Source organism: Bacillus sp. MSP13 (genome assembly GCF_000815295.1).
Taxonomy (GTDB): Bacteria; Bacillota; Bacilli; order Bacillales; family Bacillaceae; genus Bacillus; species Bacillus vallismortis.
In genome coordinates this window covers 1-20,524 of the sequence record NZ_JXAQ01000005.1, presented here as the reverse complement: position 1 = coordinate 20,524, position 20,524 = coordinate 1, and the positions used below count along the sequence as shown (strand labels likewise).

22 protein-coding genes are annotated in these 20,524 nt (G+C 44.1%); 19 read left to right on the top strand and 3 right to left on the bottom strand.

What is annotated here, in order from left to right:
• The first annotated feature begins 9 nt into the window (after positions 1-9).
• From mgsA to SC79_RS05945, 16 genes are all read left to right on the top strand, one after another.
• Positions 10-423, top strand: a complete 414-nt coding sequence (gene mgsA / locus SC79_RS06015; RefSeq protein ID WP_039074301.1) for a methylglyoxal synthase — start codon at positions 10-12, stop codon at positions 421-423.
• Positions 416-1,126 (top strand): bacillithiol biosynthesis deacetylase BshB1, encoded by a 711-nt coding sequence (bshB1, locus tag SC79_RS06010; protein ID WP_039074300.1) that lies wholly within the window; start codon positions 416-418, stop codon positions 1,124-1,126. The genes mgsA and bshB1 overlap by 8 nt, the downstream gene beginning before the upstream one ends.
• Positions 1,123-2,256, top strand: coding sequence for an N-acetyl-alpha-D-glucosaminyl L-malate synthase BshA (bshA, locus tag SC79_RS06005; RefSeq protein WP_039074299.1), 1,134 nt, complete (start codon positions 1,123-1,125; stop codon positions 2,254-2,256). The genes bshB1 and bshA overlap by 4 nt, the downstream gene beginning before the upstream one ends.
• Positions 2,257-2,260: 4 nt before the next feature.
• Complete coding sequence (locus SC79_RS06000) at positions 2,261-3,454, top strand: CCA tRNA nucleotidyltransferase (protein ID WP_039074298.1); 1,194 nt, start codon at positions 2,261-2,263, stop codon at positions 3,452-3,454.
• Positions 3,439-4,416 carry a bifunctional biotin--[acetyl-CoA-carboxylase] synthetase/biotin operon repressor gene (locus tag SC79_RS05995; RefSeq protein WP_039074297.1) on the top strand — a complete coding sequence of 326 codons (978 nt, stop codon included), beginning with the start codon at positions 3,439-3,441 and terminating at the stop codon, positions 4,414-4,416. Before SC79_RS06000 ends, SC79_RS05995 begins: the two co-directional genes overlap by 16 nt.
• Positions 4,417-4,659: 243 nt before the next feature.
• On the top strand, positions 4,660-5,493 hold the full coding sequence (gene panB / locus SC79_RS05990; protein WP_039074296.1) for a 3-methyl-2-oxobutanoate hydroxymethyltransferase: 834 nt from the start codon (positions 4,660-4,662) through the stop codon (positions 5,491-5,493).
• Position 5,494: 1 nt separating this feature from the next.
• Entirely contained in the window at positions 5,495-6,355 is an 861-nt protein-coding gene (panC, locus tag SC79_RS05985; RefSeq protein WP_010330538.1) for a pantoate--beta-alanine ligase, read from the top strand.
• Between the two features lies 1 nt (position 6,356).
• A complete protein-coding gene (panD, locus tag SC79_RS05980; RefSeq protein ID WP_039074295.1) occupies positions 6,357-6,740 on the top strand; it encodes an aspartate 1-decarboxylase in 384 nt (127 codons plus the stop codon).
• Between the two features lie 125 nt (positions 6,741-6,865).
• Entirely contained in the window at positions 6,866-9,661 is a 2,796-nt protein-coding gene (dinG, locus tag SC79_RS05975; protein ID WP_039074294.1) for an ATP-dependent DNA helicase DinG, read from the top strand.
• Positions 9,662-9,804: 143 nt separating this feature from the next.
• Complete coding sequence (locus tag SC79_RS19885; protein ID WP_010330540.1) at positions 9,805-9,975, top strand: YpmA family protein; 171 nt, start codon at positions 9,805-9,807, stop codon at positions 9,973-9,975.
• Between the two features lie 8 nt (positions 9,976-9,983).
• A complete protein-coding gene (tseB, locus tag SC79_RS05970) occupies positions 9,984-10,469 on the top strand; it encodes a cell wall elongation/penicillin-binding protein regulator TseB (protein ID WP_039074293.1) in 486 nt (161 codons plus the stop codon).
• A 23-nt stretch (positions 10,470-10,492) separates the two neighbouring features.
• Positions 10,493-11,674: an aspartate transaminase AspB gene (gene aspB / locus SC79_RS05965; RefSeq protein WP_039074292.1), complete on the top strand. Its 1,182-nt coding sequence runs from the start codon at positions 10,493-10,495 to the stop codon at positions 11,672-11,674.
• Positions 11,675-11,817: 143 nt separating this feature from the next.
• Positions 11,818-13,110 carry an asparagine--tRNA ligase gene (asnS, locus tag SC79_RS05960; protein ID WP_039074543.1) on the top strand — a complete coding sequence of 431 codons (1,293 nt, stop codon included), beginning with the start codon at positions 11,818-11,820 and terminating at the stop codon, positions 13,108-13,110.
• A gap of 94 nt (positions 13,111-13,204) precedes the next feature.
• Complete coding sequence (gene dnaD / locus SC79_RS05955; RefSeq protein ID WP_039074291.1) at positions 13,205-13,903, top strand: DNA replication protein DnaD; 699 nt, start codon at positions 13,205-13,207, stop codon at positions 13,901-13,903.
• An 18-nt stretch (positions 13,904-13,921) separates the two neighbouring features.
• Positions 13,922-14,581 carry an endonuclease III gene (gene nth / locus SC79_RS05950; protein WP_039074290.1) on the top strand — a complete coding sequence of 220 codons (660 nt, stop codon included), beginning with the start codon at positions 13,922-13,924 and terminating at the stop codon, positions 14,579-14,581.
• Entirely contained in the window at positions 14,578-15,072 is a 495-nt protein-coding gene (locus SC79_RS05945; protein WP_039074289.1) for a YpoC family protein, read from the top strand. Before nth ends, SC79_RS05945 begins: the two co-directional genes overlap by 4 nt.
• A 67-nt stretch (positions 15,073-15,139) precedes the next feature.
• Here SC79_RS05945 and SC79_RS05940 read toward each other — a convergent pair whose 3' ends face one another.
• Positions 15,140-17,878 carry a transglycosylase domain-containing protein gene (locus SC79_RS05940; protein ID WP_039074288.1) on the bottom strand — a complete coding sequence of 913 codons (2,739 nt, stop codon included), beginning with the start codon at positions 17,876-17,878 and terminating at the stop codon, positions 15,140-15,142.
• A 21-nt stretch (positions 17,879-17,899) separates the two neighbouring features.
• Positions 17,900-18,520, bottom strand: coding sequence for a Holliday junction resolvase RecU (recU, locus tag SC79_RS05935; protein ID WP_010330548.1), 621 nt, complete (start codon positions 18,518-18,520; stop codon positions 17,900-17,902).
• Between the two features lie 40 nt (positions 18,521-18,560).
• Here recU and SC79_RS05930 point away from each other — a divergent pair, with 40 nt between their 5' ends.
• Positions 18,561-19,523 (top strand): DUF2515 domain-containing protein, encoded by a 963-nt coding sequence (locus SC79_RS05930; RefSeq protein WP_082022574.1) that lies wholly within the window; start codon positions 18,561-18,563, stop codon positions 19,521-19,523.
• 24 nt (positions 19,524-19,547) lie between these two features.
• Here the strand turns inward: SC79_RS05930 and sspM are convergent, their stop codons facing one another.
• Complete coding sequence (sspM, locus tag SC79_RS05925) at positions 19,548-19,652, bottom strand: acid-soluble spore protein SspM (RefSeq protein WP_010330550.1); 105 nt, start codon at positions 19,650-19,652, stop codon at positions 19,548-19,550.
• 198 nt (positions 19,653-19,850) lie between these two features.
• Here sspM and SC79_RS05920 point away from each other — a divergent pair, with 198 nt between their 5' ends.
• Positions 19,851-20,096 (top strand): DUF5446 family protein, encoded by a 246-nt coding sequence (locus SC79_RS05920; protein WP_039074286.1) that lies wholly within the window; start codon positions 19,851-19,853, stop codon positions 20,094-20,096.
• Between the two features lie 45 nt (positions 20,097-20,141).
• Positions 20,142-20,513, top strand: coding sequence for a YppE family protein (locus SC79_RS05915; protein WP_039074542.1), 372 nt, complete (start codon positions 20,142-20,144; stop codon positions 20,511-20,513).
• Positions 20,514-20,524: the final 11 nt, after the last annotated feature.

Sequence of the window (20,524 nt, the reverse complement as noted above, 5' to 3'; positions counted from 1 at the left end):
GGATAAATGATGAAAATTGCTTTAATCGCGCATGACAAGAAAAAACAGGATATGGTTCAATTTACGACTGCCTATCGCAATATTTTGAGGCAGCACGAGCTATACGCAACCGGCACAACAGGGTTGAAAATTCAAGAGGCGACAGGACTTCAAATTGAACGTTTTCAATCCGGTCCTTTAGGGGGAGACCAGCAAATCGGCGCACTGATCGCGGCCAACGCACTCGACCTTGTCATCTTTTTGCGCGACCCGCTGACCGCGCAGCCGCATGAACCGGATGTCTCGGCATTAATCCGGTTATGCGACGTGTATTCCATTCCGCTCGCCACTAATATGGGTACTGCGGAGATTCTAGTCCGCACACTTGATGAAGGTGTTTTTGAATTCCGCAATCTTCTAAGGGGAGAAGAGCCGAATGTATAATGCTGACGTTCTTGCTTTTGGCGCCCACAGTGATGATGTCGAGATTGGAATGGGCGGCACAATCGCAAAGTTTGTCAAACAGGGAAAAAAAGTAATGATATGCGATTTGACTGAAGCGGAACTCTCTTCAAACGGAACGGTCAGTTTGCGGAAAGAGGAAGCAGCTGAAGCAGCCCGTATATTAGGTGCAGAAAAAAGAATGCAACTAACGTTTCCAGACCGCGGCCTGATGATGAGTGACCAGGCCATTCGGGCGATTGTCAGTGTGATCAGAACCTGCCGGCCCAAAGCGGTCTTTATGCCATATAAAAAGGATCGCCATCCGGATCACGGCAACGCCGCTGCACTGGTGGAAGAAGCAATCTTTTCCGCAGGAATCCACAAATATAAAGACGAAAAAAGCCTTCCCGCACATAAAGTAAGCAAGGTTTACTACTATATGATAAATGGTTTTCATCAGCCTGATTTTGTCATTGATATTTCGGATACAATAGAGGCCAAGAAACAGAGCCTTAATGCCTACAAAAGCCAGTTTATGCCGTCTGAGGATTCCGTTTCAACGCCTTTGACCAATGGCTATATCGAGATCGTTGAAGCCAGAGAAAAGCTTTACGGTAAAGAAGCGGGTGTGGGGTATGCGGAAGGTTTCTTTTCAAAACGGATGCTGATGCTCGATCATGATGTGCTTGGGGGCGAACAATGAAAAAACTGAAAATAGGGATCACATGCTATCCGAGCGTCGGAGGCTCAGGGATCATTGCGACAGAACTGGGGAAGCAGCTTGCTGAAAAAGGACATGAAATCCATTTTATTACGTCAAGCATTCCGTTTAGATTGAATACATATCACCCCAATATTCATTTTCATGAGGTTGAGGTTAATCAGTATGCTGTTTTTAAGTACCCACCGTATGATTTGACATTGGCAAGCAAAATCGCCGAAGTGGCGGAACGGGAGAATTTAGACATTATCCATGCTCACTACGCTTTGCCGCATGCGGTTTGCGCCTATCTTGCAAAGCAGATGCTGAAACGCAACATTGGTATTGTGACAACATTGCACGGCACGGATATTACGGTGCTTGGCTATGATCCGTCTCTAAAAGATCTTATCCGTTTTGCCATTGAGGCATCAGACAGGGTGACTGCTGTCTCCTCAGCGCTTGCAGCCGAAACGTACGATTTAATTAAGCCGGAGAAAAAAATAGAAACGATTTATAACTTTATAGACGAGCGCGTATATTTGAAGAAAAACACAGCGGTGATTAAAGAGAAACATGGTATTTTACCAGACGAAAAAGTCGTCATCCATGTGTCCAACTTCAGAAAGGTCAAACGTGTACAGGATGTCATCCGTGTGTTCCGGAATATCGCCGGCAAAACGAAAGCGAAGCTGCTTTTAGTCGGGGATGGACCGGAGAAGTCGACGGCCTGTGAGCTTGTCAGAAAATATGGATTGGAAAACCAAGTCTTAATGCTTGGAAATCAAGACCGTGTTGAGGAGCTTTATTCTATTAGCGACCTGAAACTGCTGCTGTCTGAAAAAGAAAGCTTCGGCCTTGTGCTGCTTGAAGCGATGGCTTGCGGGGTGCCTTGTATCGGAACGAACATTGGCGGCATTCCGGAGGTTATTAAGAACAATGTGAGCGGATTTTTGGTAGATGTCGGCGATGTTGCAGCGGCAACAGCCTGCGCGCTGCGAATTTTAGAGGATGAACAGCTAAGCACCTGTTTTACAAAGGCGGCAATGGAGATGCTGAAAAATGAATTTTCCTCACGAAAAATTGTCAGCCAGTATGAACAGATTTATGCCGATTTAGCAGAACCGGAGTGATCATATGGAACAAGTTTTTATCAAAGCGCTTCCCGTGCTGTGCACCTTAATCGAAGCGGGGCACCAAGCTTATTTTGTCGGAGGCGCAGTACGAGACAGCTATATGGGACGAAAGATCGGGGATGTCGATATCGCAACCGATGCGGCACCGGATCAAGTAGAACGGCTGTTTCTGCGGACCGTTGATGTAGGAAAAGAGCACGGAACCATTATTGTGCTCTGGGAAAATGAAACCTATGAAGTCACGACATTCCGGACTGAATCAGAGTATGAAGATTATAGACGGCCGTCAGACGTGCAATTTATCACATCTTTAGAAGAGGATTTAAAACGCAGGGATTTGACGATCAATGCGATGGCCATGACTGCGGAAGCGCAGGTGCTCGATTATTTTGGCGGCAAAAAAGATATTGATCAGAAACTGATTCGAACCGTCGGAAAGCCTGAGGACAGATTTCAAGAGGATGCGCTTCGTATGCTGAGAGCTGTGCGTTTTATGAGCCAACTCGGCTTCACACTTTCACCTGATACAGAAGAAGCAATCACGAAGGAAAAAACACTGCTGTCCCATATTTCAGTCGAACGAAAAACAGTAGAGTTCGAGAAGCTGTTGCAGGGAAGTGCATCCCGCCGGGCGATTCAGACACTTGTTCAAACGGGGCTGTATGAGGAACTGCCTGGACTATATCATAAAAGAGAGAATCTGATTGAAGCGAGTCAGTTTCCGTTTTACTCTTTAACATCCCGTGAGGAACTCTGGGCTGCGCTTTTAATTGACCTTGATATAGCCTGGAAAGATGCCCCGCTTTTCCTGAAAGCCTGGAAGCTTCCAGGAAAAGTGATGAAGGAAGCTATTCACATTGCGCACACATATGGCGAGCGCCTTAACGCTATGTCAATGTACAAGGCTGGGGAAAAAGCGCTTCTTTCAGCCGCCAAAATATCGCAGCTTCGGCAAAACGGAAAACTTGATAAAGAAAAATTGAAAGCCATTCAAGAGACTTATCAAAGGCTGCCGATAAAAAGCCTTAAGGATCTTGATTTCACAGGTAAGGATTTGCTTGCGCTGCGAAACCGGCCTGCCGGAAAATGGGTGTCGGAAGAATTACAGCGGATCGAGCAGGCGGTTGTAACAGGAAAGCTCTCCAATCAAAAGAAACACATAGAGGAGTGGCTGAAGACATGCGGTCAACATTAAGAAAAGACCTTATTGAATTATTTTCTCAAGCAGGAAGTGAATTTATTTCAGGCCAAAAAATCAGTGATGTCCTTGGCTGTTCCAGGACTGCTGTGTGGAAGCATATTGAAGAGCTTCGAAAAGAGGGCTATGAAGTTGAAGCTGTTACAAGAAAAGGATATCGGCTCATCAAAAAGCCGGGGAAACTCAGTGAAAGTGAAATTCGCTTCGGTCTGAAAACGGAAGTGATGGGCCAGCATCTTATTTATCATGACGTTCTAGCAAGCACGCAAAAAACGGCGCATGAGTTTGCGAATAATAACGCACCGGAGGGCACTCTTGTAGTGGCTGACAAACAAACAGCCGGCAGGGGGAGAATGTCAAGGGTATGGCATTCACAAGAGGGAAACGGTGTTTGGATGAGCCTGATTTTGCGGCCTGATACTCCCCTCCAAAAAACACCGCAGCTCACACTGTTAGCCGCAGTAGCCGTTGTGCAAGGGATAGAAGAGGCAGCAGGCATCCAAACGGATATAAAATGGCCTAATGATATTTTGATTAACGGAAAAAAAACTGTCGGCATCTTAACAGAAATGCAGGCTGAGGAAGACCGCGTGCGTTCGGTCATTATCGGGATCGGCATTAACGTGAACCAGCAGCCAGCCGACTTTCCGGATGAATTGAAGGACATCGCGACAAGCCTCAGCCAAGCCGCCGGAAAAAAAGTTGACCGGGCCGGTGTCATCCAGCATATTTTGCTTTCCTTCGAAAAACGGTACCGTGATTATATGACACACGGTTTTACGCCGATTAAGCTTTTATGGGAGAGCTATGCGCTGGGAATCGGCACACATATGAGAGCAAGAACGTTAAACGGAACCTTTTATGGGAAGGCGTTAGGTATTGATGATGAAGGCGTCCTCCTTCTAGAAACGACGGAAGGCATTAAAAAAATCTATTCTGCCGATATAGAATTGGGTTAATGTGTTGGTAGAAGCCCGTTGATTTTGATATACTTCCATTGGGCAGTATCGCCTGCGAACTGCACCTATTATAAAAATAGATAGTCATTGCAGCAGTCTGCCTTGATCCAAAAAGGACTGGGACAGAGGGATGAAACTCGCCGAACTTTAGAAAGTGAAGAATCCTTCTCGTGTAACGGAAGGTTTTTTGGCTTGTATAAGAAGTAGGCAGCTCATCTCCTCTAAACATGAGGAGGAGAAAACATGAAAACAAAGCTCGATTTTCTAAAAATGAAGGAGACTGAAGAACCGATTGTGATGCTGACCGCTTATGATTATCCGGCAGCTAAGCTTGCTGAACAAGCGGGAGTTGACATGATTTTAGTCGGTGATTCACTCGGAATGGTCGTCCTTGGCCTTGATTCAACTGTCGGCGTGACGGTTCAAGACATGATCCATCATACGAAAGCCGTTAAAAGGGGCGCACCACATACATTTATCGTAACGGATATGCCATTTATGTCTTATCACCTGTCCAAGGAGGATACGCTGAAAAATGCAACCGCTATCGTTCAGGAAAGCGGGGCTGACGCACTGAAGCTTGAGGGCGGAGAAGGCGTATTTGAATCCATTCGCGCATTGACGCTTGGGGGCATTCCGGTAGTCAGTCACTTAGGCCTCACACCACAGTCAGTCGGTGTATTGGGCGGATATAAAGTACAGGGAAAAGATGAACAAAGCGCTAAAAAATTAATAGAAGACAGTATAAAATGCGAAGAAGCGGGAGCCATGATGCTTGTGCTGGAATGTGTCCCTGCAGAACTCACAGCCAAAATTACAGAGATGCTAAGCATACCTGTCATCGGAATCGGGGCCGGTGTGAAAGCGGACGGACAAGTTCTCGTTTATCATGATATTATCGGCCACGGTGTAGAGAGAACACCTAAATTTGTAAAGCAATATACGCAAATTGACGAAACAATCGAAAACGCAATCAGCGGATATGTCCAGGATGTAAGACAGCGTGCTTTCCCTGAACAAAAGCATTCCTTTCAAATGAATCAGACAGTGCTGGACGGCTTGTACGGAGGAAAATAAGATGAGACAGATTACAGATATTTCACAGCTCAAAGAAGCCATAAGACAATATCAGTCAGAGGGGAAGTCAATCGGATTTGTACCGACGATGGGCTTTCTGCATGAAGGGCATTTAACCCTTGCAGACAAAGCAAGACAAGAAAATGACGCCGTCGTTATGAGTATTTTTGTAAATCCCGCGCAATTCGGCCCTCATGAGGATTTTGAGGCATATCCGCGCGATATTGAGCGTGATGCGGCCCTTGCAGAAAACGCTGGAGTCGATATTCTGTTTACGCCTAGTGCTCATGATATGTATCCCGGCGAAAAGAATGTCACGATTCACGTCGAAAGACGCACAGACGTTTTATGCGGACGCTCAAGAGAAGGACATTTTGACGGTGTTGCAATTGTATTGACAAAGCTGTTCAATCTTGTGCAGCCGACCCGCGCCTATTTCGGTTTAAAGGATGCACAGCAGGTGGCAGTTGTTGATGGCTTAATCAGCGATTTCTTCATGAATATTGAACTGGTTGCTGTTGATACAGTCAGAGAGGAAGACGGCTTAGCCAAAAGCTCCCGCAATGTATACTTAACAGCTGAGGAAAGAAAAGAAGCGCCTAAGCTATATCGGGCCCTTCAAACAAGTGCGGAACTGATCAGAGCCGGTGAAAGAGACCCTGAAGCTGTGATAAAAGCTGCGAAAGAAATCATTGAAACGACAAGCGGGACCATTGACTATGTGGAGCTATATTCCTATCCGGAACTTGAACCTGTGAACAATATAGAAGGAAAGATCATTCTGGCAGTTGCAGTTGCTTTTTCAAAAGCGCGTTTAATAGATAATATTATTATTGATATTCGAGAAATGGAGAGAATATAATATGTATCGCACGATGATGAACGGCAAGCTTCACAGGGCAACCGTTACTGAAGCAAATCTGAACTATGTGGGAAGCATTACAATTGATGAAGATCTCATTGATGCGGTGGGAATGCTTCCTAATGAAAAAGTGCAAATTGTGAATAATAATAATGGAGCACGTTTGGAAACGTATATTATTCCTGGTGAACGCGGAAGCGGCGTCATCTGTTTAAATGGTGCAGCCGCGCGCCTTGTGCAGGAAGGAGATAAGGTTATTATCATCTCCTACAAAATGATGTCTGATCAAGAAGCGGCAAGCCATGAGCCGAAAGTGGCTGTTTTGAATGATCAAAACAAAATTGAACAAATGCTGGGGAACGAACCGGCCCGTACAATTTTGTAGAAGAAAAGCCCCCTTTATCGGGGGTTTTCTTTTAAGATTTCAAGGGTAAAACGGTTTTGCCGCTCCATTTCCGTACAAAACGTGTTACACTTTTGTCGTATGCAAGAATTGAGGTGTCCATTTTAATGAATAAGCAACGGTTCGTTGTTATAGATGTAGAAACAACAGGGAATTCGCCAAAAAAAGGCGATAAAATCATACAAATCGCAGCGGTTGTAATCGAAAATGGACAAATTACTGAGCGGTTTTCAAAATACATCAATCCAAATAAATCCATTCCTGCTTTTATTGAGCAGCTTACAGGAATCTCGAATCAAATGGTAGAGCATGAACAGCCGTTTGAGGCTGTCGCTGAGGAAGTGTTTCATTTGCTTGACGGCTCTTATTTTGTCGCCCACAATATCCATTTCGATCTTGGGTTTGTCAAGTATGAGTTACATAAAGCGGGCTTTCAGCTGCCAGATTGTGAAGTGCTGGATACTGTCGAGCTCTCCCGTATTGTTTTTCCTGGGTTTGAAGGGTATAAGCTAACCGAATTAAGCGAGGAGCTTCAACTGCGGCATGATCAGCCGCATCGGGCTGACAGCGACGCTGAAGTAACTGGGCTTATTTTTTTGAAAATCCTTGAAAAGCTGCGGCAGCTTCCTTATCCGACGTTAAAACAGTTAAGAAGGCTTTCGCAGCATTTTATCAGTGATCTGACGCATTTGTTGGATATGTTCATTTATGAAAACAAACATACTCAAATACCGGGCTATGCGCGCTTTTCTTCCTTTTCTGTCAGAGAACCAGAATCAATCGATGAACGTGCCGATGAGAACGGGAATTTTTCATTTGAGTTGGAAAATTGGGAAGCAGGCAATGAAAAAGCGCTGTCAGAGTTAATGCCCGGGTATGAAAAAAGAGCAGGCCAAATGATGATGATGAAAGAGGTGGCTGAAGCGTTTGCCAATCGTGAGCATGCGCTGATTGAAGCTCCTCCGGGGATCGGAAAAACAATTGGCTACCTTATTCCGGCTGCGCTTTTTGCCAAGAAATCAAAAAAGCCGGTCATTATCAGCACGTATTCAACGCTTTTACAGCAGCAGATTTTGACAAAGGATTTGCCGATAGTCCAAGAGCTGTTTCCATTTCCGGTAACAGCGGCGATCCTAAAAGGGCAATCGCATTATGTATGCCTGTATAAATTCGAGCAAGTGCTTCACGAAGAAGATGATAATTATGATGCCGTACTGACAAAGGCACAGCTCCTCGTTTGGCTGACAGAAACAAACACAGGAGATGTAGCTGAACTGAATCTGCCTTCTGGCGGGAAATTGCTGTGGGACAGATTGGCTTATGACGATGATTCCTATAAAAGAAGCCGTCATGAGAGTGTAACCGGCTTTTATGAGCGCGCCAAGCAGGTTGCCATGCGGTCCGATTTGGTGATTACCAACCATTCCCTTCTGCTGACCAATGAAGGCAGCCAGAAAAAAAGACTCCCTGAAAGCGGCACATTTATTATCGATGAAGCGCATCATTTTGAGCGTGCGGCGAGCGAACATTTAGGGAGAAGAGCCACGTACATAGAATTACATTCTAAATTGAACCGAATCGGCACCCTGAAGGAACAGGGGCTTCTAAAAAAGTTGAGACAGCTATTCCAGCGAAACAGTCTGCCAGTTGATTCTTTTTTCGAATTGGAAGAGTGGATTCAGCATATCCAGGCAGAAAGTGATGCTTTCTTCAGCTCTGTGCATTCTTTTGTCAAACGAAGAAAACCTAAAGAAGACTTAAACCGTCTAGTCTATAAGGTGAACAAAGAAAGCCAAGATAACAGCTGGCTGATGTTAACGGATGGAGCTGAAAGGCTTTGTTCCATGCTGACACATTTGCACCAGCTTTTTGAGGCACAGTCGGTCCTGATGCAACAACATCTGACGAGTATGAAGAGCAAAACCGCCTTTTTAGCCGATGAATACCAAAAGGTCATGAAAGGCTTGCAGCTTTATTGTCAAACGTTGCAGCAGCTGTTCTTTGACTCTGATGACGATGAAGCCGTTTGGATTGAAATAGACGCAAAGGGAGCAAAAAATGCGGTGGCCATTTACGCACAGCCGCTTGAACCAGGTGAACTCCTTGCTGATCAGTTTTTCGCTCGCAAAAACAGTGTGGTTCTGACATCTGCAACCCTTGCTGTCGAAGATTCTTTTCAATTTATGATTGAACGTCTCGGTCTGGATGACTTTTTCCCGCGGACCATGAGAATTGAGCCGCCTTTTTCTTACGATGACCGCATGCGGGTGATGATTCCAAAAGAAATGAAATCAATCCAAGATACGGGGCAAACTGAATTTATACAGGATACAGCCCGTTACATCGAACTGATGGCAAAGGAAAAACAGCCTAAAATCCTTGTGCTGTTTACATCCCATGATATGCTGAAAAAAGTTCATCAGGAGCTTAAGCACGCAATGAGTGCTTCCGGCATTCAGCTCTTGGCGCAAGGGATTACAGGCGGAAGTCCCGGCAAACTGATGAAAACTTTTAAAACATCAAACCAGGCGATCCTGCTAGGTACAAATCACTTTTGGGAAGGCGTTGATTTTCCTGGTGATGAGCTGACAACGGTAATGATCGTGAGGCTTCCATTCCGCTCCCCTGATCATCCGCTTCATGCTGCGAAATGCGAGCTTGCCCGAAAGCAAGGGCAAAACCCGTTTCAAACCGTATCACTTCCGGAAGCTGTGCTGACCTTCAAACAAGGAATCGGCCGCTTGCTCCGGGCAGCGGGAGACAAAGGAACGATTGTCATCTTGGACAGACGAATTAAGACGGCTGGTTATGGCCGGCTGTTCCTTGAGGCTTTGCCGACAACATCCGTACATGAAGTGACTGACAGCGAGCTTGAGGCATATGTTTCAGGGGAAAATGGATAAAAGCCGCATAAAGCGGCTTTGGCGGTGTGGGAGTAGGATGGTGTTTTATTTAAAAGCGGGTATTGCCGCTCTGTGATACTAGTATGGCGTGTCCTGAAATGGAGTATGACTAACAATATTTGTTCAAACTGGAGGATGAAAAAATGGAAAGCAAAATCGAGATTTTATCAACAATTAATGTAGAGCATTCTGACGACCTGTATAAAATTGTAGACACATTGAATCGGACACTGAAAAGAGATAATCTGATGTTCGGCCTTGCACTGGATGAGGAAAACAACAACCAAGCCGTTTTTACCATTTATCGTACGTAGGTGAGAAGATGAGAAAAAAAGCATTAATATTTACCGCCATTTTTGGTATTATTTTTTTAGCAGTACTTCTTGTCTCGGCAAGCATCTATAGATCAGCCATGGCACAAAAGGAAGAGGGGCACGAAGCAGCAGCTGCTGAAGCTAAAAAAGAAACCGATCTCGCCAACGTTGATCAAGTCGAAACATTTGTCGGAAAAGAAAAATATTATATTGTAAAAGGAACGGACAAAAAAGGAAGCAAATTTTATGTCTGGGTTCCTGCTGATAAAAAAGCAAAAATTCTCTCAAAAGAAGCAAAAGAGGGAATCTCGGAAGACAAAGCGGCGAAAATCATACAGGATGAAGGGCTGGTTTCAAAGCGAAAAGAGGTTCATTTGGCAAGAGAGGAAAATGTTCTGCTTTGGGAAGTAACTTACTTAGACAAGGAAGGCCAATACAGTTTAAGTTATGTGGACTTTACAACTGGAAAGATTCTCAAGAATATGACGCCTTAAAGACGAATTAGGGGGAGTTCAAGTTGAAACTGGCAAAAAGAGTATCCGCATTAACACCGTCTACCACACTGGCTATCACAGCAAAAGCGAAGGAACTGAAAGCGGCAGGCCATGATGTCATCGGCTTAGGAGCAGGCGAACCTGACTTCAATACACCGCAGCACATTATTGATGCCGCTTTGCGTTCTATGAATGAAGGCCATACGAAATACACGCCTTCAGGTGGTCTGGCTGAACTCAAAAACAGCATTGCTGAGAAATTTAAACGTGACCAGAATATTGAATACAAACCGTCTCAAATCATTGTCTGCACTGGTGCTAAACATGCGCTGTACACCCTTTTCCAAGTGATTTTGGATGAAGGAGATGAAGTCATTATACCAACGCCTTACTGGGTGAGCTATCCAGAACAGGTAAAACTCGCTGGCGGAAAACCTGTTTATGTAGAGGGGCTTGAGGAAAATCATTTCAAAATTTCTCCTGAACAGCTGAAATATGCGATCACGGATCAAACAAAAGCGATCGTCATTAATTCTCCAAGCAACCCGACTGGTGTTATGTATACGGAAGACGAACTGGCGGCGCTCGGTGAAGTATGCCTTGAACATGACATCCTGATTGTGTCTGACGAAATTTATGAAAAACTTACATACAGCGGAAAGAAACACGTTTCCATTGCCGAGCTGTCTGACAGCCTGAAAGAGCAAACGGTTATTATTAACGGCGTGTCGAAGTCACACAGCATGACGGGCTGGAGAATCGGGTATGCGGCTGGGGCAGAAGACATTATTAAAGCGATGACGAACCTCGCAAGCCACAGCACGTCAAATCCGACATCAATCGCACAGTACGGAGCGATTGCTGCTTATAATGGGCCTGCTGAGCCGCTGGAAGAAATGAGAGAAGCATTTGAACATAGATTAAATACAATCTATCCGAAGCTTGCGGAAATCCCCGGATTCAGCTGTGTGAAGCCGGAAGGTGCTTTTTACCTTTTCCCGAATGCAAAAGAAGCGGCTCAATCTTGCGGTTTCAATGATGTAGATGAATTTGTAAAAGCGCTTCTTGAGGAGGAGAAAGTTGCGATTGTTCCAGGATCCGGTTTTGGCTCTCCTGATAATGTCCGTCTTTCTTATGCCACATCGCTAGAGCTTCTTGAAAAAGCGGTTGAAAGAATCAAACGATTTGTAGAAAAACATAGCTAACAGATCAAAAAGCGGCTGACTGAGAAGCCGCTTTTTATCTGCATTGACCCGGCTAGTTAAGAGCGGGTATAATAAAGTGATGATAAAAGAGTTCGCGGGGCAATGGGCTTCCGAATGTCTTTCTTGTTTTGGAGGGAAATATGTTGAAAACAACAATCAACCAAGTGTATAAGCACGTAGGTGAGGAAGTAACGATCGGAGCTTGGGTCGCTAATAAGCGTTCAAGCGGGAAAATCGCGTTTTTGCAGCTGCGGGACGGTACCGGGTTTATTCAAGGTGTCGTAGTCAAAGCGGAAGTGGAAGAAAGCATTTTCCAAACAGCTAAATCAGTGACACAGGAAACGTCACTCTATATAAAAGGGATTGTAAAAGAGGACGAGCGATCTCCGCTTGGTTATGAACTAGCTGTAACCGGTATTGAAGTCATTCACGAAGCGACTGATTATCCAATTACGCCAAAAGAACACGGCACAGAATTCTTGATGGACCACAGACATTTATGGCTCCGTTCAAAACGCCAGCACGCGATCATGAAAATCCGTAATGAAATCATTCGCGCGACTTACGAATTCTTTAATAACGAAGGCTTTGTAAAAGTGGATCCGCCGATTCTGACTGGAAGCGCACCTGAAGGAACAACAGAGCTTTTTGCGACAAAGTACTTTGATGAAGATGCGTACCTGTCCCAGAGCGGTCAGCTCTACATGGAAGCTGCGGCGATGGCTTTAGGAAAAGTATTCTCCTTCGGGCCGACATTCAGAGCGGAAAAGTCTAAAACAAAGCGCCACTTGATCGAATTCTGGATGATCGAACCGGAAATGGCGTTTGTGGAGTTTGAAGAGAACCTTCAAGTACAGGAAAATTACGTTTCTTTCATCGTGCAATCGGTTCTTAAGAATTGCAAAATTGAATTAAACACATTAGGAAGAGACACATCAAAACTTGAGCAAATGAAAGCCCCGTTCCCAAGAATTACGTATGATGAAGCAATTGATTTTCTTAAAGAAAAAGGCTTTGACGATATCGAGTGGGGAGACGACTTCGGGGCGCCTCATGAAACAGCGATTGCCGAACACTACGACAAACCGGTGTTCATCACTCGCTACCCGACGTCCTTAAAGCCATTCTATATGCAGCCGGCTCCTGACCGTGACGATGTCGTGCTGTGCGCTGACCTGATTGCGCCGGAAGGCTATGGAGAAATTATCGGCGGATCTGAGCGGATTCATGATATGGAGCTTCTGGAAGCGCGTCTTAAAGAACATGGACTGGATTCTGACGCATATAAATGGTATGCTGAACTTAGAAAATATGGATCAGTTCCTCATTCAGGCTTCGGCCTTGGATTAGAGCGGACAGTAGCTTGGATTAGCGGAGCGCCTCACGTTCGTGAAACCATTCCGTTCCCAAGACTGTTAAACCGTCTATATCCATAATACATTCAAATGAAACAAGAAAAAGAGTCTCCTGCAAGGGAGACTTTTTACAGTAAAGGCGACATCACGATCCTTTACAGTAAGAGGTGTGACGATGAAAAAACAGCAATTTATTGATATGCAGGAACAGGGAACCTCAACAATCCCCAATCTTCTGCTTACGAATTATAAACAGCTTGGGCTCAATGAAACAGAACTTATACTGCTATTGAAAATTAAAATGCATTTAGAAAAAGGTTCTTATTTTCCTACACCGAATCAGCTGCAGGAAGGTATGTCAATTTCTGTTGAAGAATGCACAAACAGATTGCGGATGTTTATTCAAAAAGGTTTTCTGTTTATTGAAGAATGCGAGGACCAAAACGGCATCAAATTTGAGAAATATTCTCTTCAGCCTTTATGGGCCAAGCTGTACGAGTATATACAGCTTGCACAGAATCAAACGCAGGAAAGAAAAGCAGAAGGGGAACAAAAAAGCCTTTATACGATTTTTGAGGAGGAGTTCGCAAGGCCGTTATCACCTTTGGAGTGTGAAACATTGGCCATTTGGCAGGATCAAGATCAGCATGACGCACAGCTGATCAAACACGCCTTAAAAGAGGCGGTACTGTCAGGGAAACTCAGTTTCCGTTACATTGACCGGATTTTGTTTGAGTGGAAGAAAAACGGGCTGAAAACTGTGGAGCAGGCAAAAATCCACAGCCAGAAATTCCGGCGGGTACAAACAAAGCAGACTGAACCCCAAAAAGAGTATAAAAGGCAGGTTCCTTTTTACAATTGGCTTGAACAATAAAGTGAAAAGGTGACAATCGTGTTAAATCTAAAACAAATTGAATGCTGTCTAGACAAGATAGGCGACATGTTTCCCCACGCAGAGTGTGAACTGGTTCATTCCAATCCTTTTGAATTAGTGGTGGCAGTCGCTTTATCAGCGCAATGCACAGATGCACTTGTAAACAGGGTGACCAAAACATTATTTCAAAAATATAAACGGCCTGAAGACTATCTGGCTGTTTCGCTGGAAGAACTTCAGCAAGATATTAAATCGATCGGTTTGTATCGCAATAAGGCCAAGAATATTCAAAAATTGAGTAAAATGATTATTGAAGATTACGGCGGGGAAGTGCCGGAAGACCGCGATGAGCTTGTCAAACTGCCTGGTGTCGGAAGAAAGACCGCCAATGTCGTAGTATCTGTTGCTTTTGGCGTGCCGGCCATTGCCGTAGATACCCATGTGGAGAGAGTCAGCAAACGTCTGGGAATCTGCCGATGGAAGGACTCGGTGCTGGAAGTGGAAAAGACGCTGATGCGCAAGGTTCCAAAAGAAGACTGGTCTGTTACGCATCACCGGCTTATTTTCTTTGGCAGATATCACTGTAAGGCCCAATCTCCGCGCTGTGCGGAATGTCCGCTGCTGTCTCTGTGCAGAGAAGGGCAGAAAAGAGATAAAAAAGGATTGGTGAAACGATGACGCAAGCCAAAGAAGTGTTGGCTTCCTATGAGCAGTACTTGAGCAATCTTGACCAGATGAACGCCTTGGATATCACAGAAGCCTTGCGAATCAACCCCGTGTATGTTGACCTCTGCATGGAATCTCAAGACGTTTTTCCATGGGAAGACAGCGGCAAATACGTTCCAATTTTATTTGAAGTGTGGGAAGACATTAAGGAATCACTTCTCCCAGTCTTTCAAACACGAAAATCGAGATGTGACCAAAACGACATGTTGAAGGGCATTGTGTGTTTGCTGGCTTCGTTCCACTGGACAGCGGGTGAGCGTGTAAAATCGCTCGATTGGCCAGAACTGACAGAGAAATCATTTCCCGTAAAGCCGATCAATTGGCCTGAACGAGTAGAATTTATTCTTCTAAAGCCGACCCAATACCATTGCTTTATACAGCTTGATGAGCTGTTTGCTGAAATGAAAAAGCATTTTTATAAATATGCTGCGATGAATCGCTGAAACCTCCCTTCAAGGGGAGGTTTTTTTATGATGAAAAAAGCCATCACCCAAGGTGACGGCTTTTTGTTTAATTTGATTTATCAGTTGATGATGAATTTGTTTGTTTTTTGTCAGACGTGTTCGTTTTGTTTTTATTTGTATCAGATCCTGATGAATCATTTGTATCTGAGTTTGAATCACCACCCGACGTACCCTGATTGTTGTTGCTGTTGCTGTTATCATTGGTTTGGTCTTGATTGCTGTTGTCGGACGGATTGGTATTCGTGTTGTCTTGTTTTTTGTCTTGATTGTTCGTTGAATCATCTGTCTGATCTTGATTTGTCTGACTGTCGTCTGTTTGCGAATCATCAGTCTGTGTATCATCCTGAGATTTATCTTCATCTTGCTTTTCATCATCGGTTTTCTCTTCGTCGTCTTTATCTTCTTCATCTTCATCCTTTGGCACTTCATAAGAAGTGGCAGCTGTATCGCTGCGGACATCGTCACTGATGGCTGTTACTTGAAATTTATACACAGATCCAGGCTGTACACCGGATATGACGGCTTCTTTTGCAGAACTGTTCTGAATCTCTGAATAGCTGCCGCCATCGACAGACTGCTTCACTTCAAAGGTGGCATCACCGTCATATTTCCAGCTTAAAGTCAGAGATTGATTGTCTTTGTCATATTTCACGCTTAAGCCAGTCGGTTTATCTGTTTCTTCTTTTTCATAAGTTTTAGAAACAGTAGAAGGGGCAGTGCCTTTGACAAAGTACTCCGTAAGCTTTTTGTCGCTCGGCGTATTTGGCCCTGCCAATTTCGCCGGGTTAGAACCTTTTTCTACAGTGGCTTCGACTACGCTGTCAGGCTTCTCAAACGACCCGCTTCCGTCATCGACATCGGCAATGAGCTGGGCGAAGATTCGTTTTGCGACCTTTTGTTCTTCAGCAGAAAGTGATTTCTTTCCAGCCTCGTTTTCTTCCATACCCGTCCAGACGGCTGCAGTATATTGCGGTGTGTACCCGACGAACCAAGAATCTCGAGCACCGCCGCTTGCGATATTGTACCTTTGGACTTCTTTTTCATCAAAGTTTGTAGTCCCAGTTTTTCCGGCTACCTCTACTCCAGAGACTTGAGCGAGCTGTCCAGTACCTGCCTTAACAGCTGTTTTCAGCATATCTGTAATCATAAACGCAGTATAATCGCTCATGGCTGATTTTGATTTCGGTGTTAAGTCAAGCTTTGTGCCATCGTTGAATTCAATGGACTTCACAAAATGCGGTTCGTTATATGTTCCGTTATTTCCAAACGCGCTATATGCGCCTGCCATCGTCAGTGAAGAGACACCAACATTGCCATCTCCGAATCCTCCGATTGAATAGGATTCATATACGGTATCTTTGTTTAATCCCAGCCCAAGTCCATTGGCAAAGTCTACCGCCGCATCTCTACCTACTGCTTGGTATGCTTTTAAAGCTGGGATGTTTCGAGATTGCGCAAGTGCTTGACGCATAGACATGGGACCTTTATAAGAACGGTCAAAGTCACGGATCGGTGTTCCATCAGAATACGTATAAGCTGAGTCATCAATTTGTTCATAAGTGGACCATTTTTTATTTTCAATCACTGGACCGTAGTCGAGAATAGGCTTAATGGTAGAACCAGGCTGTCGCTGAGCTTGAGTCGCAAAATTGTAGCCTCCAACCGTAGCATTTCTTCCAGCACCAATCGCGCGGACTTCTCCGTTTTTTGTATCGAGAAGAGTAACGCCGCCCTGCATGCCTTCAGTAAATCCGACGGTGTCTCCGTCCATTAATTCATTTAGTTTGTCTTGTGCTTTTGTATCTAATGTCGTATAAATTTTTAATCCGTCAGTTCCTGGATTGACATCAGATTTGTCTTCAATTTCTTTCATGACTTCTTCAACAAACGCGCTGTATTTGTTTGAATTGTTTTTTTCATATTCCTGTTGTGATACAACGCCTTCGTCTTTCATCGCCACATTTTTGGCTTTATTATATTCAGAATCAGAAATAAATTTTTGTTTTTTCATCAGACTGAGTACGATGTTCCGTCTTTTTTCCGCTTTATCCGGGTTTTTAACGGGATTGTACGCTGTCGGGCTTTGCGGCATGCCCGCAAGTGTTGCCGCTTGTTCTACAGTCAATTTGCTTAAATCTGTGACGCCGAAAAATTCTTCCGCCGCTTTTCCGATTCCATATGCTCTAGGAGAAAAATAAATCCGGTTTAAATACATTTCTAAAATTTCATCTTTAGAGTAATTGCGCTCCAGCTGAATCGAAAGCCATACTTCCTGCACCTTCCGTTTCAGCGTCTTCTGATGAGAAAGAAGGGAGTTCTTGACGACCTGCTGGGTGATCGTACTTCCGCCTTCAGCACCGAATCCGTCTGTAAAATTGGCGACTAAGGCGCCGCCGATACGGACAGGGTCAATTCCGTGGTGTTCATAAAAACGGGCATCCTCTGTCGCAATAAAGGCTTCTTTTACAGTATCGGGAATTTCATCTATCGAGACATAGGTCCGTTTTTCGGAGCCGTACTCAGCGATTTCTTCTCCATTTCTATCATATATTGTCGAAGAATAAGGCGTCTTTAATTTATTTTCGTCAAGCTTTGGCGCATCTGAAACCATGACGGCAAATGTGACGGCACCACCGACTACGCCTAAAACAAATAGAATGAGTAAAGTAAAAAGGGTCTTTTTAAACAATCCGCCTTTTTTTCGTTTCTTGCCTTTTTTCGGTGAAGGACTCGATTTGCTGTTCGCTTTTCGTCGAGCTTCACGGCTGGTAAATTGATCTGACATAACATCTCAACCTTTCGTTAATCAACCTTTCGCACTAGATGACGGCGAAAAATAAAGCTGTTCTATAATACTAATATAATCAATTCTAGGTGCGTATCCAAGAGAAATCGGATACGCCGCTTCCTCTAATTCATCTTTTCGAATTGATTTTCTGCCGTTTTTTTCTTTTCTTTCCCAGAAATCAAACAGTTTATCGGCTTCCAAAAAATAAACCTGGTCGAAAGCGGATATAATAACAAAACAAATACCGTCTTGAGCCATTACCTGCTTCATATGTTCGATTTGATGATCATGAAAATTCTGCAAGGGGAAAGAGGTCTTGTTTTTTGTTTCTTTCGCCTCAAAATCAATATACCGCCCTTTGTAAATCCCGTTATAATCTGTCGTTGATGATTGTTTGAAGTAAGCTTCTTTTATCACTGCGGCACTTCTTTTTGGATAATGGACATTTACAATTTGAACAGGTGTCGGCTTTTTGTGTATGACGGCAATTTGGTTTGTCAGATAATACTTATTCGTTTCGTTTAAGTCATCTTCGAGGGTCATTCCGCGATTACTGTAGGACGGGGCCCTTTTCTGACTGTTTTGGGATGAAACCGAATGTTTCGGCTGAAACGTTTTTCCGTTAGGATACCGAATCATTTTCTCATCCTCCTTATTAAACTATTCGTGACGGAAGTGAATGAACATGCAAGAACAACAGGCGATCAGAAAGCTTCTGAGCGGGATTGAGCGGCAGACAAAAGCAAAAAACGCAGATAACATTTCAAGAACGAACGCATATAAAGCATTTTATGACCGTCATCCGGAAATCAAATGGTCGCTCTTGGCATCTTTTGTTTCTCGCAATGCCGGCTGGTCAATGACTGACTTAAAAGGCAGCCTGTTTCAGCTTGGACTCCGTGAGAGACAGCAAAAGTGGTTTTTTTTAGCCTATGAAAGAGCGAACTGGCTTATTTTTTCGGATGCCTATCCGCAGCTTCTTTTGTACCACTGGTCAAAAAATATTGGGAAACCGCTGTTCCATCATCTCCATGTGTTTGGCGTCTCGCGATTTATGGCGGAAGAATGGGCCCGTTTTTGGCATGAGAGAAACACGGAGCGGCTGATGTATGCCCTCATTATAAATGAACAAAACACTATCCAAACACCTATTATACAAAATCCTTCGTTTAAAAAGAACGTTTTTGACACGATTCCTTTTTATTTAAGTGACTGGTTTCATTTTAACACTGTTATTTTTCCTTCTTCAGACGGGTTTCTTTACGGCATTTCAGTAAAACGCTTTTCTAAAACAACGGAAAGGATACGGCTGGGAAAGCAGCTATCTGAATTGCTGTTCAGTCCGGAATTGTTCTCTTCTTTTTATCACTATTTGCACACAGTGCCGCACACAGGCTCCCGTTTTGATATGGAAAAAATGATTGGGATCACAAAGAGAACATCTCCTATGTTAAGGACATGCTACCTTGAGTTCATCCACTCATTAGACGGAAAGAAAACGGATTGGTTTCATGGAAAGATGAAGAAAGCGTTCTTTAGGCGTGAGGAATTGCCGAAGCAGATTGAATTGACAGACTGGTATCTGCATAAAAAACGCCAGCTTCATGCGCTTTTTGCGGTGGAGCATTGGCTGAAAAAATAAAGAAGCAAGGAATTTCCTTGCTTCTTACGTAGAAGGACGGTTTGGACCGCCTAATTTTTTATCTAAAGAATCGATTGCTTTTGATTCATTCTTTTTTTGCTGGCCGGCTTTTTTCGGTCTGGTTTTCATACGGCACCTCCTCACAAATATCGTTTGCATTAAGGGGGCGGATCATACAATTTTTGCGGGTGTTTTTGTCGAAAACTTCAGCTTTTCGTGGAATACCTGTTTGTTTGGCGATTTGCTTCTAGTTTTGTCATGAGGAAGGAAAGAGCTTGAAGAGCAAAGAATCTTAACCGGGAGAGATGAGGAAAGGGAGGTACACGAATGTCCGGTTACGTAAGCAAGACAGATATTCTCCGTATGCTTTCTGATATAGAAGATGAATTGACCCGAGCTGAGCAAAGCCTGAATCATTCCTTAAACGCATGTGAGGCTGAGATGCGGGAAACGGAAAACGGTCGCCTGAGTGTGCTGGAAGAAGAAATCATGGACCTTCAAATTTGTATTGACGAGCTGCATCAATCACCTGTACACAGGTATGCATTTGAAAAGGTATACCGTATCGGCTGAATTTGCGTGTGAAATTTGGTACGATATCCATTGAGGTGAAGAATGTTGCAATCACAAACATTGCTGGAAATGACCGAGCAAATGATTGAAGCTGCTGAAAATGGCGCTGATCGATACCAGAAAGGAAAAGACAGTGATCTTTCATATGATTTTTTTGAGACGATAAAGCCTGCCGTTGAAGAGAATGATGATCTGGCGGCTCGCTGGGCCAAAGGGGCACTTGAATGGATAAAAGCCCGCCGTCCGAAATATGTGCATAAAGAACAAATTGAGACCGTAAAGGATAATTTCCTGGAAATGGTCCTTCAATCCTATGTTCACCATATTCATAAAAAACGATTCAAGGACATCACTGAGTCTGTCCTTTATACATTGCATGCAGTAAAGGATGAAATAGCAAGAGAAGACAGCCGGTAAAGGCTGTCTTC

What these genes read in the sequence shown, in the direction of transcription:
- SC79_RS05940 (WP_039074288.1), bottom strand. Translation starts at nt 17,878, where the DNA reads ATGTCAGATCAATTTACCAGCCGTGAAGCTCGACGAAAAGCGAACAGC.
- tseB (WP_039074293.1), top strand. Translation starts at nt 9,984, where the DNA reads ATGAGAAAAAAAGCATTAATATTTACCGCCATTTTTGGTATTATTTTT.
- bshA (WP_039074299.1), top strand. Translation starts at nt 1,123, where the DNA reads ATGAAAAAACTGAAAATAGGGATCACATGCTATCCGAGCGTCGGAGGC.
- sspM (WP_010330550.1), bottom strand. Translation starts at nt 19,652, where the DNA reads ATGAAAACCAGACCGAAAAAAGCCGGCCAGCAAAAAAAGAATGAATCA.
- SC79_RS06000 (WP_039074298.1), top strand. Translation starts at nt 2,261, where the DNA reads ATGGAACAAGTTTTTATCAAAGCGCTTCCCGTGCTGTGCACCTTAATC.
- SC79_RS05945 (WP_039074289.1), top strand. Translation starts at nt 14,578, where the DNA reads ATGACGCAAGCCAAAGAAGTGTTGGCTTCCTATGAGCAGTACTTGAGC.
- panB (WP_039074296.1), top strand. Translation starts at nt 4,660, where the DNA reads ATGAAAACAAAGCTCGATTTTCTAAAAATGAAGGAGACTGAAGAACCG.
- SC79_RS05920 (WP_039074286.1), top strand. Translation starts at nt 19,851, where the DNA reads ATGTCCGGTTACGTAAGCAAGACAGATATTCTCCGTATGCTTTCTGAT.
- SC79_RS05930 (WP_082022574.1), top strand. Translation starts at nt 18,561, where the DNA reads ATGAACATGCAAGAACAACAGGCGATCAGAAAGCTTCTGAGCGGGATT.
- dnaD (WP_039074291.1), top strand. Translation starts at nt 13,205, where the DNA reads ATGAAAAAACAGCAATTTATTGATATGCAGGAACAGGGAACCTCAACA.
- mgsA (WP_039074301.1), top strand. Translation starts at nt 10, where the DNA reads ATGAAAATTGCTTTAATCGCGCATGACAAGAAAAAACAGGATATGGTT.
- panD (WP_039074295.1), top strand. Translation starts at nt 6,357, where the DNA reads ATGTATCGCACGATGATGAACGGCAAGCTTCACAGGGCAACCGTTACT.
- SC79_RS05995 (WP_039074297.1), top strand. Translation starts at nt 3,439, where the DNA reads ATGCGGTCAACATTAAGAAAAGACCTTATTGAATTATTTTCTCAAGCA.
- dinG (WP_039074294.1), top strand. Translation starts at nt 6,866, where the DNA reads ATGAATAAGCAACGGTTCGTTGTTATAGATGTAGAAACAACAGGGAAT.
- SC79_RS19885 (WP_010330540.1), top strand. Translation starts at nt 9,805, where the DNA reads ATGGAAAGCAAAATCGAGATTTTATCAACAATTAATGTAGAGCATTCT.
- bshB1 (WP_039074300.1), top strand. Translation starts at nt 416, where the DNA reads ATGTATAATGCTGACGTTCTTGCTTTTGGCGCCCACAGTGATGATGTC.
- panC (WP_010330538.1), top strand. Translation starts at nt 5,495, where the DNA reads ATGAGACAGATTACAGATATTTCACAGCTCAAAGAAGCCATAAGACAA.
- recU (WP_010330548.1), bottom strand. Translation starts at nt 18,520, where the DNA reads ATGATTCGGTATCCTAACGGAAAAACGTTTCAGCCGAAACATTCGGTT.